This is a genomic window from bacterium (assembly GCA_035419245.1).
Classification (GTDB): domain Bacteria; phylum Zhuqueibacterota; class Zhuqueibacteria; order Residuimicrobiales; family Residuimicrobiaceae; genus JAKPUX01.
The window spans coordinates 268867-285414 of sequence record DAOLSP010000004.1 but is presented as its reverse complement, the minus strand read 5'-3'; the positions used below and the strand labels follow the sequence as shown (position 1 = coordinate 285414).

Annotated in this window: 13 protein-coding genes; 2 read left to right on the top strand and 11 right to left on the bottom strand. The window is 56.6% G+C overall.

Annotated features, from left to right (window positions below; genetic code table 11):
* Positions 1-38: 38 nt before the first annotated feature.
* From brxC to PLH32_08630, 6 genes are all read right to left on the bottom strand, one after another.
* The gene (gene brxC / locus PLH32_08655) at positions 39-3482 is read right to left on the bottom strand and encodes a BREX system P-loop protein BrxC (protein ID HQJ64669.1); all 3444 of its coding nucleotides are present in this window, start codon (positions 3480-3482) and stop codon (positions 39-41) included.
* Positions 3483-3584: 102 nt separating this feature from the next.
* Entirely contained in the window at positions 3585-4145 is a 561-nt protein-coding gene (locus PLH32_08650) for a DUF1788 domain-containing protein (GenBank protein HQJ64668.1), read from the bottom strand.
* Positions 4132-4953 carry a hypothetical protein gene (locus PLH32_08645; GenBank protein HQJ64667.1) on the bottom strand — a complete coding sequence of 274 codons (822 nt, stop codon included), beginning with the start codon at positions 4951-4953 and terminating at the stop codon, positions 4132-4134. Before PLH32_08645 ends, PLH32_08650 begins: the two co-directional genes overlap by 14 nt.
* 84 nt (positions 4954-5037) lie before the next feature.
* Positions 5038-6540, bottom strand: coding sequence for a 3'-5' exonuclease (locus PLH32_08640; protein ID HQJ64666.1), 1503 nt, complete (start codon positions 6538-6540; stop codon positions 5038-5040).
* A 149-nt stretch (positions 6541-6689) separates the two neighbouring features.
* Complete coding sequence (locus PLH32_08635; protein HQJ64665.1) at positions 6690-8336, bottom strand: IS1634 family transposase; 1647 nt, start codon at positions 8334-8336, stop codon at positions 6690-6692.
* Between the two features lie 117 nt (positions 8337-8453).
* Positions 8454-9494 carry a hypothetical protein gene (locus tag PLH32_08630; protein ID HQJ64664.1) on the bottom strand — a complete coding sequence of 347 codons (1041 nt, stop codon included), beginning with the start codon at positions 9492-9494 and terminating at the stop codon, positions 8454-8456.
* 494 nt (positions 9495-9988) lie between these two features.
* Between PLH32_08630 and PLH32_08625 the strand changes: the two genes are divergently transcribed.
* Both PLH32_08625 and PLH32_08620 read left to right on the top strand, forming a co-directional pair.
* Positions 9989-11620, top strand: coding sequence for an ATP-binding protein (locus PLH32_08625; GenBank protein HQJ64663.1), 1632 nt, complete (start codon positions 9989-9991; stop codon positions 11618-11620).
* 15 nt (positions 11621-11635) lie between these two features.
* Complete coding sequence (locus PLH32_08620; protein HQJ64662.1) at positions 11636-12313, top strand: response regulator transcription factor; 678 nt, start codon at positions 11636-11638, stop codon at positions 12311-12313.
* Between the two features lie 66 nt (positions 12314-12379).
* On the opposite strand, the gene PLH32_08615 is transcribed toward PLH32_08620, so the two are convergent.
* From PLH32_08615 to PLH32_08595, 5 genes are all read right to left on the bottom strand, one after another.
* On the bottom strand, positions 12380-13897 hold the full coding sequence (locus PLH32_08615) for a DUF1846 domain-containing protein (GenBank protein HQJ64661.1): 1518 nt from the start codon (positions 13895-13897) through the stop codon (positions 12380-12382).
* A gap of 208 nt (positions 13898-14105) precedes the next feature.
* A complete protein-coding gene (locus PLH32_08610) occupies positions 14106-15254 on the bottom strand; it encodes an iron-containing alcohol dehydrogenase (GenBank protein ID HQJ64660.1) in 1149 nt (382 codons plus the stop codon).
* Positions 15255-15560 (bottom strand): antibiotic biosynthesis monooxygenase, encoded by a 306-nt coding sequence (locus tag PLH32_08605; protein ID HQJ64659.1) that lies wholly within the window; start codon positions 15558-15560, stop codon positions 15255-15257.
* Positions 15561-15574: 14 nt separating this feature from the next.
* The gene (locus PLH32_08600) at positions 15575-15703 is read right to left on the bottom strand and encodes a CcmD family protein (GenBank protein ID HQJ64658.1); all 129 of its coding nucleotides are present in this window, start codon (positions 15701-15703) and stop codon (positions 15575-15577) included.
* 8 nt (positions 15704-15711) lie between these two features.
* The gene (locus PLH32_08595) at positions 15712-16386 is read right to left on the bottom strand and encodes a cytochrome c biogenesis protein (protein HQJ64657.1); all 675 of its coding nucleotides are present in this window, start codon (positions 16384-16386) and stop codon (positions 15712-15714) included.
* Positions 16387-16548: the final 162 nt, after the last annotated feature.

The following is a 16548-nucleotide window of genomic DNA, read 5'->3' as shown; positions in this document are numbered from 1 at the left end:
CTTTCCGTTGAGTATCTATTCATCAGCACGGGCCGGTCTCAGGAGATCAATATCGGTCCTTGTCGGATCTGCTGCATCAACTCCTGCTCGGTCTCGTCCAGCCAGCGCTTCACATCCTCAGGCGTGGCCAGGGTCGAGCTGGCCAGCCGGATAGTGCGGGTTTTAGGCTGCAAAAGCCGGGCGGCCGCCAGCAGGGCGGCGGAAAATTGCTGCGGCAGCGCCTGAATGCGCGTCTTCCAGCTCGACAGGGAGATGGCATCGAGGCTCTTCAACAACCCGGTTTCGTCGCCGGTTTCGATATCGGGGATATCGGCCAGTCCGTTGTCGCGCAGAATCTGCTTTTGCTGCTCCGGCGTCAGTTTTTGCCACTCTGCATTTTGCGCGAGCTGCCGTAAAAGTTCGTCGTGCTGCACCCGGTACGCCTCGTGCTGTTCCCTGAGCGCCTTGCGCAGCCGATCGAGAAGCTGCTGGCGCAGCGTCTGCAGCGGATTCTGCGGCTCCAGCAGGCGGCGTTCTGTGCGGATCGCCTCGAGCTGTCCCTCGATCTCGCGCAGGTCGAGATCGCTGCCATGGGCGATGAGGCGCTGCACGCCGAGCCAGGCTGTCATGCGCTGTTCCGCCAGATCGGCCAGGCTGGACCATGCGCTGAGGTTGTTTTGCAGTTCAGCGGACCGGGCCAGAATGGCCTGGAGCTGCTCATTGCCCGCCATGGTGCGGATGGATTCGATATGAGCGCGCGACGGCCGTTCCGGCAGGGGCGGTTCGCCCCCGCTGCGCTGCGCCAGATCGGAGAGATGGAGCAGAAAATCGGCTGCCTTGGCGCCCTCCTCACCGGATTTGCAGTGGATGCCGGCAAGCTGATAGAGACCGCGCAGTCTGATGCGTTCCTGCGCGCTCAACGTGGCGCTTTCGACGCGAAAATCAGCCATGGGGATGCGATTCTGATCCAGATGTCCGATGGCAAGCAATTCCCCCTTGTAATTGGCGCGGAGATGGCCGCCGGTGTGCAGGACCATCAGCGCCGCATCGATGGCGTCGCGCGGCCAGCCGCAGGGCGCATCCTCGAATTCTCCTCGGATCTCGCGTCCCGACTTACCGGCGCCGATGCAGTCGAGGATGGCGGCGCAGACCGGATGCTTTTGCGCTGCGTCATGCCAGCCGATGGCTTGCAGCGCCGCCTCGTCGCCGTTCTTCGCCCGGGTGATCACTGTGGGCCAGCGCGCATCGTCGGCCGCGTGGAAGCGGGGGAAGAGGCGGTCCATAGAGGCTTCGGCGGCGTGGCGCACTTTTTCGACCAGATCGAGTTCGAGGCGCTCGTTGCCGCCGCCCTGAAAGACCCTGGCGTTGTTGACGACCTCCTCGACCATGCGTCTGCGGCCATCCGCCGCGGCGGAGAGGCGCGTGGCCATGGCGTCGCGCGCATCACGGCCCTCCTCGGTGCTGGGCGTGCCCTTGAATTCGAGGGTACGCTGCGCCGCCTCATGGTCGATCAGCGCCTTTTTCAGATCATCGGCCGAGGCCTTGGGAATGTAGACATAGATGATCGGACTGTCGGCGCCGTCGGCGCGGCTGTCGTCGACGACACTCTTTTCGCTTTCGCCCCAGCCGTCGCGGATCCACACCGGAATTTCATGGCCCTGCGCCGAGGGCCGTTCGGGGCCATAGTGGATCAGCAGCTTGCGCGGGTATCGGCTCTTGCCGTGCAGCAGCTTTTGCGCGCTGAGCAGCTTGTCGCAAGCTTCGCCAAGCAGCGTGGTACGTTTTTGTGAAAGCCAGGTGAGGTCGCCGGCTATGCGGGTCTGGCGGTTGCGGAACTCGCGGTCCCATTCAGCGCTCTCGCGCGTCTGCAGGCTGTATTCGTCGTCCAGCCTGATCAGCTTGCCCTGTTCGGTCAGTCTATCCAGAATCACGGGAATGCGCTGGCGTAGGGCGGCGCCGTCGCCGCCCAGATCTTCGATGAGCAGATCGGCGAGCATCTCGGGAGTGGCGCGCACACCGATATCGGCGACCTGCTCGCGCGGCAGCTTGCGGATGAGAAAGATCAGACTGCAGAGGCGTTTGGCCAGGCGGCCGTCCGCACTGCCGTCATCCAGTCCCTGAATGGTCTCATCGATCTCGCGCAGCAGCACACCGGACTGGAGCATGTTGGCGCGCTGTTCGTCGAAAATAAAATCCGCCGGCGTGACCGTACCCACCGGCTTGTCGCCGATTTCGCGCACCGCGTCGTAGACCACGCGGAGCTGGGTGCGCAACTGGCTGGCGGTGCCGGGGATATCCACGGCGCGGAGCACGCTCTCCCAGAAACGGCGGCGCACCGGCAGCAAGGGATAGTCGTCCACGATGGTGGTGCGGTCTTCGCTTTTCGGGCCGATACGGGTGCCGATCAGATGACGATCGATCTCGCCGGCATGGGTGGTGTAGAGCTGCTCGACCGTCTTGCGCTTGTCGGCTTTTTTCGCCAACACGACGCGGCGGGTCACGGTTTCGACATCGGTATCGGAGAGTTCGACGGCGATGGTAAAGCGGTCGCGGAGGCGCTGCAGCAGGGGCACGCTGCCGGCCAGGGCGGTCTGGCCGGAGCCGATCAGCAGCAGCCGGCTGTCGAGCTGCTTGCACAGCGCTTCGGCCACCTCCTGCACTTCGGTGGAGCGCTGGGTGCTGTCGCCGATGAAGAGCTGCACCTCGTCCAGCACCAGAACGGTCAGGGGGAGCTGGCCGTTGCGGGGCAGCACCTGGCGGATAGTCTGGATGAAATCGGCGGTGGAGATATCCTGGACGACCGGGAACTGGTTCTTGAGGATGGAACGTACCTCGCGCGCGCTGGGCGCGAAATCGGGATAGACCTTTTCCAGCGCTTTGGCGATGACCGGGCTGACGTAGAGATCATCCAGCTCGGTCAGCAGGCTCTTGCCGGATTTTTCCACTTCCGCGGAGATCTGCTCAAAAATGTTGTTCTTTTTAAGCCAGAGCCAGAAACGGGCCTGGGGGTAGGAGGTCGGCAGTCCCATGGAGCGAAAGAGGATGCCGAGGATGGCGAGGCGGACGCTTTCACCGCCGCCGGAGGGGAGCGTGCCGGCCGCGGCGTGAAGGCCGCCAGCACGACGGCTGAGCGTGTCCAATTCTTTGAGCAGATCGGTGACCTCGACCGGCAGGTGCGCCAGTCCGCGCGCCGTGGCGCCGTCCGCTGTAAAAGTCGTGTTGACCCAGAGGTGGCGCAGCATTTTCAGCAAATGCGACTTGCCGCTGCCGAAAAATCCGCTCACCCAGGCGGCGGGCTGCACTGTGGCATCCGCATGGCTGAGGCAGGATTCCAGGATGCGGATCATTCCGCTTCGATATTGTCCTTCGCAGACGAAATGTTCCAGCTCAAAACGAAGGGTTGCCTCCTCCTTTTCGGTACGGCCTTCGTTGACCGCCGCCACGCCGTCGTTCAGCAGCTTGACTGCAAGAGGATCCCGTACGAAAAGCTCCCTGTTCTTCATCCATCCGCTCCATTTCAAAAAATATTCACTTTGGCTTCCACGGCTTTAGATACTGATATCAGACTGATTTTATTCTGACGTTCGTGTTCAATATCAGCAGCCTCAGGCGTCCATCTCATCCTGAAAGGTGATTGGCACAGCCAGGTAATTCCAGTTATCGCGCGCGTCCAGCAGGCGATAATTGTTGTTCTCATATTCGCCTGGGAAAAAGAGCACCAGCCGGCCGCGGATCTCCCGCACCACCTCTTTCAGCACCAGGGAGACCTTGGCCAGGCCGTAGAGGCTGGCCACGCCATGGACGGCGACGACAGTGTTCTCATCGACCTCGTCGGCGGTGAGGCTGGCGGCAAGTTGATCGGCCGCGTAGCGCAGAAAGTCGCTGTGCAGCTTCATGGAAATCGAATCCGGCTCCTCGAAATAGATCTCCTTGTATTCGACACGGGTCATCCATTCGGCAAAGGTGTGGGTGAAATCAAAGGATCTCCATTTGTGGCCGGTGCGCACCGTGGCGATCTCGAAAAGCTGCAACTTGGCGCGGAGGCGGCGTTCCTCGGCCGGAGGATAGACGACAAAGATGGTTTTCTGGTCGCCGGCAAGATTTTTCTGCCAGGGTGTGGCGATATGATTTTTATATTTGGCGACGAGATTTTCAATGCGTCCCATAAGCCAGCCGCCTTTCCTCTTCTGTCAAAAGAGTGTTGAAAGATATCATCATCACACCGCCCGCCTGGCTCATCTCCAGCAGTCCCATTCTTTTGGCGTCGACGGCCAGCTCCAGGATGCGGCCCTCGCCGAGATCGAGCAGCTGTGCCCACAGGGTATGCAGGAGTGCTGCGCCGCGATGGCCGAGGAGAAAGCCGAGGAGCAGGGCCCAGGCCACGGCCGCGATGGACGGCTCCACGCGTTTGCGCACCTTGTGCATGCGGCCGGTCAGGTGGCCGGACTGGGTCCAGGACGAGGCGGCATTGCGCAGCACTTTATCAATAGTAGCTTCATTAAGCCGCGAGTGCAGAGTTGCAGTGAGCGCGGTGGTGAATTTTTGCCGGCTCAATTCGTGTCCCGGGGTCAAGTCGAGGATGGCTTCCGCAGTCAGGCGCAGCAGCGGGTCGCGAGCCAGGGCGGTGAAAAGGGCAAGGAGAGGTTTGCTTTTATCGTCAAGGTTCCAGAAGCTTCTCATCAGGCGGAAGAGGGGAACTGTGGGGTCCAGGGCATAGAGTTCGCGCAGGCGCTGGGCGGAGAGCTCCCGGCTGGCGACGGTCTGCTTGCCGAGGCAGTTTTGCGCGATGATCGCCTGATCGTATTCAATTCGGGTTGATTCTTTGGGGCAGGATTGGAGCAGCGACTCGAGTTCGTGCAGCATGATAGTGCGGCTGGTGTGGGTACCTTTGTCGCCGAAACGGAAGCCGAATGCGGTCAGGGCATCAGCATTCGGGGGGACTGGCAGATTTTGAAGGATGGGATCCTGGTACATATATACTCCTTGTTTTCGCCGGCAAACTTGCCGGCGAAAACAATATAGTCATATTTTGCGGAAAAGCAAATGAATATTCATGCCTTAAAACCTGTTAAAAAAGGTCTCAAAATCCTGAAATGTTTTCTGACCAAAGGCCTGCACCAGGTAGAGTCTGTTCGTTTTGTCAGCAAGCGCTTTACGGATCGAGGCCCACTCCAAGATTTTTCTCCCCTGCATCTTATTCACTCCAGTTATTCTTTCCAACATTTTATTTTGTACTTCAGTTGGAATACCAAGAGCTTCACGGCAATAGAGAAACTTTTCACCGGTTTTATCAAGCAGTGACTTTCTATAGAAGATTTGACCTGATGGCATCGGTAATTCGAATTCATTTATACGATTATTTTTTTCATGAGCATCCCAACGTGAATATTGAAAATCCTGATTGTTCTCTCCAAAGAACGGTGAAATTTTGGAGGAGTAAGAAATTATGAGTTCCCTTTTTGCCCGAGTCATGGTAACATATAGTTTGCATAGTTCACGGTAGTATTCTTCGGGCGGGGTTCCTGATTTTGGAATAGTCCCAGCAGTGCAATTGATAATGCAAATGCGATCAAACTCAAATCCCTTCGTTTGTTCCAGATCTGACAAAAAGATATTCCCATCATCAATACTAATTGATCCATCTAAAACGGGCAAGTTGATTTCTTCTCCTATTTTTTTAACCTCCAGCAGACTGTATCCACAAAGTGCGATGCACGTTTTTTCGTTCGAACCCTCTATCATATAATTGATGTAGTTAAAGCAAAAGGCGAATTCTTCTGGAAGTGTCGGTGAAAATAGGATTAAAGGTAATGGGGATGAAAAATTGGCATATTCAGGATCCAGTACTCCATCCAGGAGTTCATCATCAACCATATCCATCCCTAAATTATTGTAAAATAAATTATAAGCCGCTTGAAGAATTTCGCGACTGTTCCGATAATTTTTGCGAATGATGTTGGACCTACCTGAGATGGATATACCTGCCTCAATCGGATTATGATATTTTGTGTACACTTGCTGGGCATGATCACCACACAGGAATAAATCGTTTTCTCCTGGTTCGACCAGTTGTCGGATGATTTCCAGCTCGATTTTTCCAAAATCTTGCACCTCATCGATCAGGATGCAACGATACTTAGGTTTAATATCATCGAGATGTTGATATAAGGCTGTAGCGAGACCGATATAATCGACGATTCCGACAAAGTTCATTTTATCTTCCCAACAAGCCAAGCCCTCAAGTATTTTTGTTCTATACTTCTCATCAAAATTTATTGCTCTTCCACGTCGTCTCATTGAAATGTATGCCTTTCTGAGATGCGGTGGAAAAGCACTTCGAATATAATCGAATTCCTGATATAAATATTCGGATGGATAGATCCCTCTGGCTAGCAATGATTTATGTATATCGAAGAGTACTTTCGCATCTTGATTATTGTTTTCGCACTGATAATATTCTCTCCATATCTCGGAGATGTGTTCATTATTTTTCCAGGTAACATCGTTGTATTTTTTATTAAAATCAGCTTTTTCGAATTTTCGCAGTTCATCCTGACACAATTCCCAGAAGGATTTGATAGTAATATTTTCGCGTGCTTGTTTAACCGAAGTTCGACAGTTGTAGGGTAAAAAAGATAGGGATTAAGCCCTATTATACAGCAAGATAGACATTCTTTTCCAGATGGTGTCGTGTTACTACAGAATCGGACCTACTGTATGTCTAAAATAGCAACCGGTTCCTTGATGGCAAGCTGCTTGAGGATGAATTTCTGCTGCTGGGTAAGCTCGGTCAATTGCGATACTGTCTTCTGATCGACAGTGAATTGACCCATCTGCAACCGGCTCATCTCCTGGCGGACTGAGCTCCAGGAGACTCCGGTTTTCAGCTCGGCTATCCGGGCCAGGACCAGCGCCAGAAAGCAAAGAAAGATATGGCAGCGGATCCGTTCGTCTTTGCTGTGGTAGTTGGGCCGTAATTCCAGGGTCGTTTTCAGGGTCCGAAATGCCTGCTCCACATCGTTGAGTTGTTTGTACCCCAGGACAATATCTTCCAGTGACAAGGTGTCGTCACTGGTTTCGATCAGGAATTTGCCATCATAACGGCTCTCATCGGCCACCTTGCCTTTGTCGAGTTTGAGCCGGCCATCCTGAAGTTCTTTTACATATTTGCCATAGACCGCGTGTGACTTGAGCGCACAGGTGGCTTTGGTATGCGCCTGGCCTTTGCGGCTGTTGATCTCTTCCAGCTTCCTTTCAATGGCCGCAACGATCTGCTGGCGAACGAGCAACTGTTTTTTCTCTTCTTCGCTGTTGCGCACCAGGACCAGTCTTTTGCGTTTCTCGCCATCGCCTCCCAAAGAGACTTCGCGGGCGGAGAGATTTTCTTTGATTGCGGTATATGGCCCCTTATGGGCCAGGGCGGCCTCGGCAGCCGGCTCGCCGCTTTTCAGCTTGCGGCCGACGATGTAGTGCCCACCGGCTCGTTGCAGATACTGCAGATTGTCCTCGGAGGTCATCCCGGCATCGTGGACAAAGATGCAGCGGCCCAGTTGCCAGCCCACCAGGTCCTTCTTGACCTGCTCGATGGTGCTCATATCGGCGGTATTACCGGGGAATACCCAGTGCTTGACCGGGATGCCATCCCGATTGACCGCCAGACCGATCACCACTTGCGGCAGATCGGCGCGTTTGTCTTTGGAGTAGCCGCGCTTTTTAAGATCGGTTTGGCTTTCAGTCTCAAAGTAGGTCGAGGTGGTATCAAAGAACAGCAGGTCGACTTCCAGATTCAACAGTGTGGAGACCGACCAGAAGATCTCTTTTTCCAGCTCTTCCTGCCGCTCGAGAAGATAATCCATAGCCCGGTAGAGAACCTGGACATCAACCGCTTCCAGACCAGGGATGTGGACATCGCGCTCGATCCACTCGGTGATGGCTAGTTTGCTGGAGGGGGCCAGACAGCGGTTGGCCACCATGGCAAACACCGCCTTGCTGACCGGTATCTGGTACTTGCTTTGTTTGAGCTCCTTTTCCAGGATCTTCTCAAGCTGCAGCTGTTGCCAGAGGGCAGCCAACAGATAGATGCCACCATAGCTGCGGCAGGACTTGAATTTCAGATTGTTAGCGCCCAGCTCGAGGGCTGCTTTGGTTTCCAGGGCATCTTCGGGCGACAGAAATCGCGAAATACTCCGGGTCAAGCGCTTGAGCTGATCGACGTCCAGCTCATCGATACGTCCAAAATTATAGAGGATTTTGGCGACTGCGCAACCCTTTTCCGGATCACGTTCATTGTGCGCCAGCTGGACGTAAGTGACTTTGGATCCGTCTTTGTTTTTGCGGGTGATTTGTCGTATATACATGCCTACAATATAAGCATATTATGCTATATTGTCAAGCACTAAATGCACTATCGTGTGCCTACGCTATTTCGCGATTTTCAGAGCTCGATTTTCTATTTTTATTCAAGTTATCTGTTCTCAATAGGCCAATTTTTGCCTACAACTGTCGAACTCGGGTTTAACATCTGCGTAATTAACCAGATTTTTAATAAGCGCAGCGAGGGATTTATTCAAAGTCAGTATGAGTATTTGCCCTTGGGGGTACTTTCTGGCTAATCGTAACGCACGTTTTATTAGCACACATGTCTTGCCAGAGCCGCTTACACCAGATAATTTTGCCGGTCCATCATAGTCTAATTCGACAATCTTGCGTTGTTCCGGATGGAGAAAGAGCATCCATTGCTGAAAATTGGCTAGTTTCATGTATTGCTTGATTAATTCAGCCTCATATTCGCGAAAACTAATCGAATATTCTCCATCGACGATTTTTTCGATATCGTCCAAAGACAAGTTTTCCAGAGTGACCAATGTATTCGTGAATAAATCTATCCTGTCTTTTGCGCCATCTATATTACCGTTTTTTAAATGGATAAAAACATCGAAGATAACATCCCGCAATTTGACGTCTTCGATTTCGAAAGCCAACTCGAGGATTTCCTCATCGCTGGAAATCGAAGTTAGCGTTTCCAATGCTTTTATATAACTTGATTTCAAGTCTTTAGTAATATGATTCAGGTAATGTTTGGATATTTTTTTATACAATGGGCCGTTGGACCAATCTGACTCGGAATGAATACGATAGTTCTTGTTATCTAATTGCGAACTTTGATAAACAGGTTTTATTGATCGGTTCTTATCGACCGCCAATGTCATGCCCTTATTTTTTTCCAGCCATTCATCACTTTCGTCATGGGTCCCGACAAATGCTAAGTAACACAAGCCATTATCCTGTATGGTTATCAATCTGCAAAACTCTGTCAAATCATATTTTACACAATGTTTAATCCGACTTTCTCCATTATTTGTTATTCTTAATCCTTCCAATGGAAAGCCTGCCTCCGGATGATCCATTTTCGCCAGAATGACAAGTACTTTATCAGCGGCCTTTTTGTAGGCACCACCGCGGTCATGTAGGTTTCGGCAGCTGGCAATAAAATCTGGGGACTTGTCAAATTTCATCGTTCCTCCCATGTACTATTCTGTACAAGCATTGTTCTACCGATAGATCATATCGACTGCCACCGTGGATATCTGCTTCAGAGCACAGCGAGCATCAGTACAACCAATAAAAAATGGCCCAGTCACATCAAGCGACTGAGCCATTCATCTATCTATAACGCCTCCCAATCAACGCCACTCTTAAAATGCATAGCTCCCAGTAAGAGATACACTAATGTAATAATTTTCTACATAAAAACAAGAAGAATTGCGGGTTGTAGCCAAAAAATAGGATTATAGCCAGAATTCTATGAAGACGTGAAACGTAATTAGCATTTTCCATGCGTCGTGTCTTATGAAGGGGGTCAATCTAGGTAAAATAATATTACTTGAAGGTAACTACCTTAGTGAATCCCCTTGGTGCCGGCGTATTTGATTTACTGCTTGTTTTTCGGCGCGGTATTGGGTAATTTCCGGGTAGATGGCCGCGGGACAAATAGGAAATGGACGAGATCATGAAAAGGACCCCGTTCCGGAAACTGCTCTACTGGCTGATTCCGCTGATCGTCGCGCCACTGCTGGGATATACCGCCTGGCAGCTCCTGCAGCGCAGCCGGCAGCAGGCGCTGATTCACTCGATCTATCAGCAGCAGCTCGACAGCATCCTCCTCTCGGTCAACCAGAACGCCTGGGACCGCCTGAATGCCTGGACCAGTCTCCTCGCCATCATGGTCCAGTCCAGCACAGGGAATGAGCGCCGCCTCGAGGCCGAACTCGCGGCGTTCATTGCGCGCTATCCCGCCGTCGCCGCGGCACTCATCGAGGAGGGCCGCAGCGTCCGCGCCGCCGCCGCGCGCGGCCCGGCCGCGCGTGCCGCAAGGGACAGTACCACTGCTGCGCGTGGCACCGTAGACGCGCTTCCCGCTCCAGCCATCGATCCCGCCGCCCTGCAAAAGGTCCTGAGCGATTCCTCCCAGCCGGTTGCGCGCATGTTCGCGCTGGCGGCGCAGAACTATATCCGTCCCCTCGCCATCCCCTGGCAGCCGCAAGGCTATACCCTGCTGCTGACGCCGCTGATCGCGCGGCCCGGTGCGGAGGGGCTTTGCGCCGCCCTTCTGGTGGACCAGCGGCGCTTTGTCGAGGAAACCGTGGCGGCGCGCCTGCGCGATACCGGCCGCGGCCTCTTTGATTTCGTTGTTCGCAACCGCCGCAGCGGTGGGATTCTCTATGGTTCGCAGACGCTCGCCGCCGCTGATTTTGAGCAGACGGCCCCGCTGTGGATCCTCCCCGATCTCGAGCTGCAGATCAAGCTGCGCGGCATGACCCTGACCGCCCTCGCCGGCCGGCAGACCCGGATCAATCTCCTTTTCCTCGCGGCCGTCAACGTTGTGCTGCTGCTCGGCGTGACCCTGCTGATCCGCAATATGGTGCGGGAGGTGCAGCTCGCCCGGCAGAAGAGCGATTTTGTCGCCAATGTCTCGCACGAGCTGCGCACGCCGCTCGCCCTCATCCGCTTGTACGCGGAGACCCTCGAGCTCGATCGCGTGCCGGACGAGGCGCGCCGGAAGGAGTACTACCGCACCATCATGAACGAAAGCGCGCGGCTGACCCAGCTGATCAACAACATCCTCGATTTCTCGCGGATCGAGGCCGGGCGCAAGGTCTATCATTTCGCGGAGGAAGATCTGACCGAAATCGCGGCGGGCATCCTCGATCTCTACCGCTTTCATCTCGAGCAAAAGGGCTTTTCTTTGCAGGAGGAACTGGCGGCAGGGCTGCCGCGGGTTGCGGTGGACCGCGAGGCGGCCGGACTGGCGCTGGTCAACCTCATCGACAATGCGGTCAAGTACAGCGGCGAGGTCAAGGAGATCCGGGTCAAGCTGGAGCAGCGCGGCCGGGAGCTGCATCTGGCGGTGACGGACCGCGGCATCGGCATCCCCGAGGCGGAGCAACAGCGGATATTCGAAAAGTTTTACCGCGTCGAGAGCAGCCTGGTGCGCAGCACCGGCGGCAGCGGGCTGGGACTCGCGCTGGTGGAGCATATCATGGCGGCGCACGGCGGCCGCGTCCTGGTCGAGAGCCGGCTTGGCCGCGGCAGCACCTTCACTCTGGTTTTCCCGGTCCGGCAAAACGCATCGCAAGCATAAGGAGCCGATTCCGCAGTGGCAAAAATACTGATTATTGAGGATGAGCCCGAGATGGCCCGCGGCCTGCGGGACAATTTCGAATTCGACGGCCATACGGTCGCGGTGGCGGCAGATGGGGAGGAGGGACTGAAAAGGGCGCTCGAGCCCGGGATCGATCTGATCATTCTCGATGTCATGCTGCCGAAAAAATCGGGGCTCGATGTCTGCCGCGAGCTGCGCGCGGCCCGGCACACCACGCCGGTGATCATGCTCACCGCCCGCGGCCAGGAGATCGACAAGGTGCTCGGCCTCGAACTCGGCGCCGACGATTACATCACCAAGCCCTTCAGCGTGCGCGAACTGCTGGCGCGCGTCAAGGCAGTGCTGCGACGCACCGGCGGTCAGGGCGAATCCGCTCCGGTGCAGATGGGACGGCTCACCCTCGATTTTGCCTCCTATCACGCCGAGGATGCCACCGGGGAGGTGGAGCTGACCCACAAGGAGTTCGAGATTCTCAAGTACCTGCACCAGCACAAGGGCGAAACCATCTCCAGGGAGCAGCTGCTGACGGAGGTCTGGGGGTATGAGGCCAGTCCCACAAGCCGCACGGTCGACAACCATATGCTCCTGCTGCGCAAAAAGCTGGAGGAGGACGCCGAGCACCCGCGGCACATTCTCACCGTCCATCGGGTCGGCTATAAATACATCGGGTGATAGGCTAATCCGGGTGATGCGCCCGGTCCTCTCAGCGCAACCTGACCCGCAATGGGCAATGACCTGTCAGCTGAGGAAGAGATAGCGGCTGGCAAAGTCGGGATCGCAGGTCAGGTTCAATCCGAGTTTGCGCAGGCCGGCCTCATCGCCCGGGGCGGGAATATGGGTGGTGTGGACGTCGCAGCCGCGCAGCTCCTTAAGTTTTTCCACGGCGGCCTGGGCGGCCGGATTGTTGGCGCCGCTGATGCTGAGGGCGATCAGGGTCTCTTCGAGATCGAGACTGAGGCGTTTCTTCTCGAGCACGTCCCGTTTGAAATGGCTCAGCGATTCGATGATGTTCTTGGGCAGGAGATCGATCCGGGCTGGAATGCCGGCCAGATGTTTGGCGGCATTGAGGATCAGGGCGGCGGAGGAATGCAACAGCGGTGAATTCATGCCGGTGATGATCGTCCCGTCAGGCAGTTCCACCGCAGCACCGCAGAAAATGCCTTCATTCCCCTTGCCGCGGCGCTGGGCTTCTCCGGCTGCCCTACGAGCAGGCACCACCACCGGCCGGTCCTCCGGCCGTGCACCGATCTCTTCCATGATCAGTTCGGCCCGTTCGACGGTTCCCTTGTCCATCATCCCCAAAGCATACTCTGTGGTGTAGCGGAAATAGCGCCGGATGATCTCCTGCACGGCCGCCTCGCGCACAGCGCTGTCATCAATGATCCCGAAACCAGCCCGATTAACGCCCATATCCGTCGGCGACTTGTAAGGGCACGGCTCGCCGGTGATCTTTTCGATGATCCGGCGCAGCAGCGGGAAGGCCTCGACATCGCGGTTATAGTTGACGGTCCTTTCGTTGTAGGCTTCGAGGTGGTGCGAATCGATCATGTTGAAATCGCGCAGATCGGCGGTCGCTGCTTCGTAGGCTACATTGACCGGATGTTTGAGCGGGAGGTTCCAGATCGGGAAGGTCTCGAATTTGGCATAACCGGCGCGGATCCCGCGCTTGCGCTCATGGTAGAGCTGGGAGAGGGCGGTGGCGAGTTTGCCGCTTCCCGGTCCCGGGCCGGTGACGACGACGATGGGTTTGGCGGTCGGGATATAGGCGTTGGCGCCGTACCCCTCCTCGCTGACGATCATCTCGATATGGGTGGGATAGCCCTTGGTAAATTTGTGGGTGAAGACGGCGATGCCGCGGCGCTCGAGCTTGTTTTTAAACTGGATGGCGGCCGGCTGTTCTTCAAAGCGGGTAATGACCACCGCGGTCACCTCGATGCCCCATTCGCGCAGATCATCGATGAGTTTCAAGGCATCGGCATCATAGGAGATGCCGAAATCGGCGCGCATCTTTTTGTGCTCGATATCGCCGGCATGGATGCAGAGGATGATGTCGACCTGGTCGGCGAGCTTTTGCAGAAGCCGCATCTTGACGTTGGGATCGAATCCAGGGAGCACCCGCGCGGCGTGATAATCATACAGCAGCTTGCCGCCGAATTCGAGAAAGAGCTTGTCGCCGAATTGTCCGATGCGGCGGAGAATTTCCGCGGATTGCTCCGCAAGATATGTGTCGTTGTCGAAACCGATTCTGGCCGGCATGGCCGTCATGCTCCCCAACTGCGATAGTGATCGTCCGGATTTCTCAAGGCATAGTAAGATCCTGTCGCCGATTTATTTGTTCAGTATAGAAAAAACCAGCCTGAAAAGCAAGCAGAAATGAGGTGCAGGGTATCACCCCTTGAAACGCACGATCCTCTATCACGAAATCGCTTCGACAGGGGTGTCCGGCTGCGTCGTTGCAGGAGGATTACAGGGCACTCTCCAGCAGGGCGCCGATTTCATCCGCGCCGAGTGGAACGGGATTGCCTTTCATGCTGCTCGCCCGCGCCGATTTTTCGATCAGCTCGGGGAAATCGGCGCGGCCGATGCCGTAAGCGGCCAGCGGGGGAATCTGGAGATGCTTGCAGAGATCCGCAATCCAGGCGGCACCCTCTTCGGCGCGGGCTGCCGGGCTGCCGGTTAGGAGTTGGGCGACTTGATCATAGCGCAGCAAGGCGGGACTCTCCGCTGCGCGTTCGCGCAGGACGCGGATATTGGTGGCCATGACATGCGGCAGCAGCGCGGCACACACAGCGCCGTGCGGCGCATGGAACATCCCGCCCAGGGGGCCGGCGATGCCGTGCACCGCGCCCAGCCGGGCGTTGGCCAGAGCCAAGCCGCCGAATAAACTCGCCAAAGCCATTTCCTCCCTCGCCTGCAGATTGCTCCCCTCTTTACAGGCTCTCATGAGCGCGCCCGCGGCGCGGCGGATGCCGGCATCGCAGAGGGGGTCGATCAAGGGGTTGGGGGCATTGCAGGTGAACGGTTCGATCAGCTGGGTCAGGGCATCGAGGCCGGTGGCGGCGGTGACCGCGGGCGGCAGGGAGAGGGTCAGCTCCGGATCGACCAGGGCGAGGCGCGGCAGCATCAGGGGGGAACGCAGGCTGACCTTGACGCGATGTTCGGGGGAGGCAATGACCGCGTTGCGGGTGACTTCAGCGCCGGTGCCGGCTGTGGTCGGGATGGCGATGAAGGGCAAGGGAGACTGACTGATGGTCTTGCCGGCGCCGATAACCTCGAGATAGTCGGTCAGGTCGCCGGGATTGGCTGCCATGGCCGCGATGGCCTTGCCAGTATCGATGGCGCTGCCGCCGCCGAAGCCGATGACCAGGTCCGAACCCGCTTTTTTTGCCGCCACAACGCCTGCCTGAATTACCTCGACCGTAGGCTCGCCGGTGACTGTAAAAATAACCACCTTCAACGGATCCAGCGGACGCTGCAGGGTCTCCATGGCTTCGTCGTTACGGCCGCTGACGATCAGCGCGCTATGGCCCATTGCAGCTGCCAGGGGGCCGATCTGTCGCAGTACCCCGGAGCCGAAGAGGATACGCCCTGCTGTGGCAAACTCGAAATTCATTCACCAGCCTGCATCATCGGGGAAAAGATTGACATACTTGACACTGGTGCGGGGTTCGCTCATCATTTCGGCGACCGCATCGCGCCAGGCGGCGTAGTGGGCGGTCTCCTTATGCTGCGCCGGGGCCTCCGGCGTGCGATAAACCTCGATCAGGACGAAGCGCGACGGGTCATCGTTCTGCTGAATCACGTCGAAGCGGGCAATGCCCGGCTCAAGCACACTGCAGCGGGCATTCTCGAGGGTTGCCCGGCGGAACGCCTCGACCTGCTCCGGCTTGACATGGACATGCACATGGACCACGAGCATAGCTTACCTCCCGGTCATTTGTCCTCGAAGCGGCGGAGTTCCTGCTCCAGCCGACTCACCTTTTTGGCCAGCCGCAGCAGAAAGAGAAACAGGGCGAGCCAGATCAGGGAATACGCAGCGAAGAGAAAATTTAGGTTTTGCATGAAGAGCCTCAGGCGCTAGGTTCAAGGGCTTGCAGTTTCTGCTGGAGTGTGCTGATGCGGTAGGAGAGCAGTAGCAGGGTGATGTAAAGCACAGTGAAGGCCAGCAGGCCGGCCATCAGGGTGCGGAACATCTCCGGGGCCAGGCCACCGCCACCGCCCATAACGGGCGCGGGGTGCTGGGTCCGCCACCAGCGGATAGACATGTAGACGACCGGAACGTCGAGAAAACCGATGATGCCAAATACGGCAGCGAACCGGGCTCCGCGCTGCGGATCGGCTGTATAGCTGCGCACCATCAGGTAGGTGACATAGATGAGCCAGAGGACCAGGGAGGTGGTCAGGCGCGGATCCCAGGTCCAGTAAACGGTCCAGACCGGCTTGGCCCAGAGCGGACCGGTGATCAGGACCAGGGAGACGAAGAGGACGCCGATCTCCGCCGAGGAGGCCGCCAGACGGTCCCACGCGGCCTTGCCCGTGCGAAGAAAGGCGATGCTGGCGATGCAGGTCACGAAAAAGGCGAGGAAGGCGACCCAGGCAGAGGGGACATGGAAGTAAAAGATCCGCTGTACGTCACCCATGGTGCGCTCGGTCGGAGCGTAGAGAAAGGCCATATAGAGGGCGCCTTCGACCAGCAGGAAGGTCAGAACCGCGAGGAGGAGGTAGAGAGGTTTGATTGATTTCATCCGGAATCCTTTGACCAAAGTTCCAATTCAGTCCAGCAGCCGTCGCCTATGGCACCCGGCTGAGCTTGGGTGGGCGCGAAATGGACCCGTGGGCGCCGGACGCCGAGCCCCGATGGGCGCGCGAGTGTTTGCTGGCCCCGACTGAGACCGGGTCGGCACCAG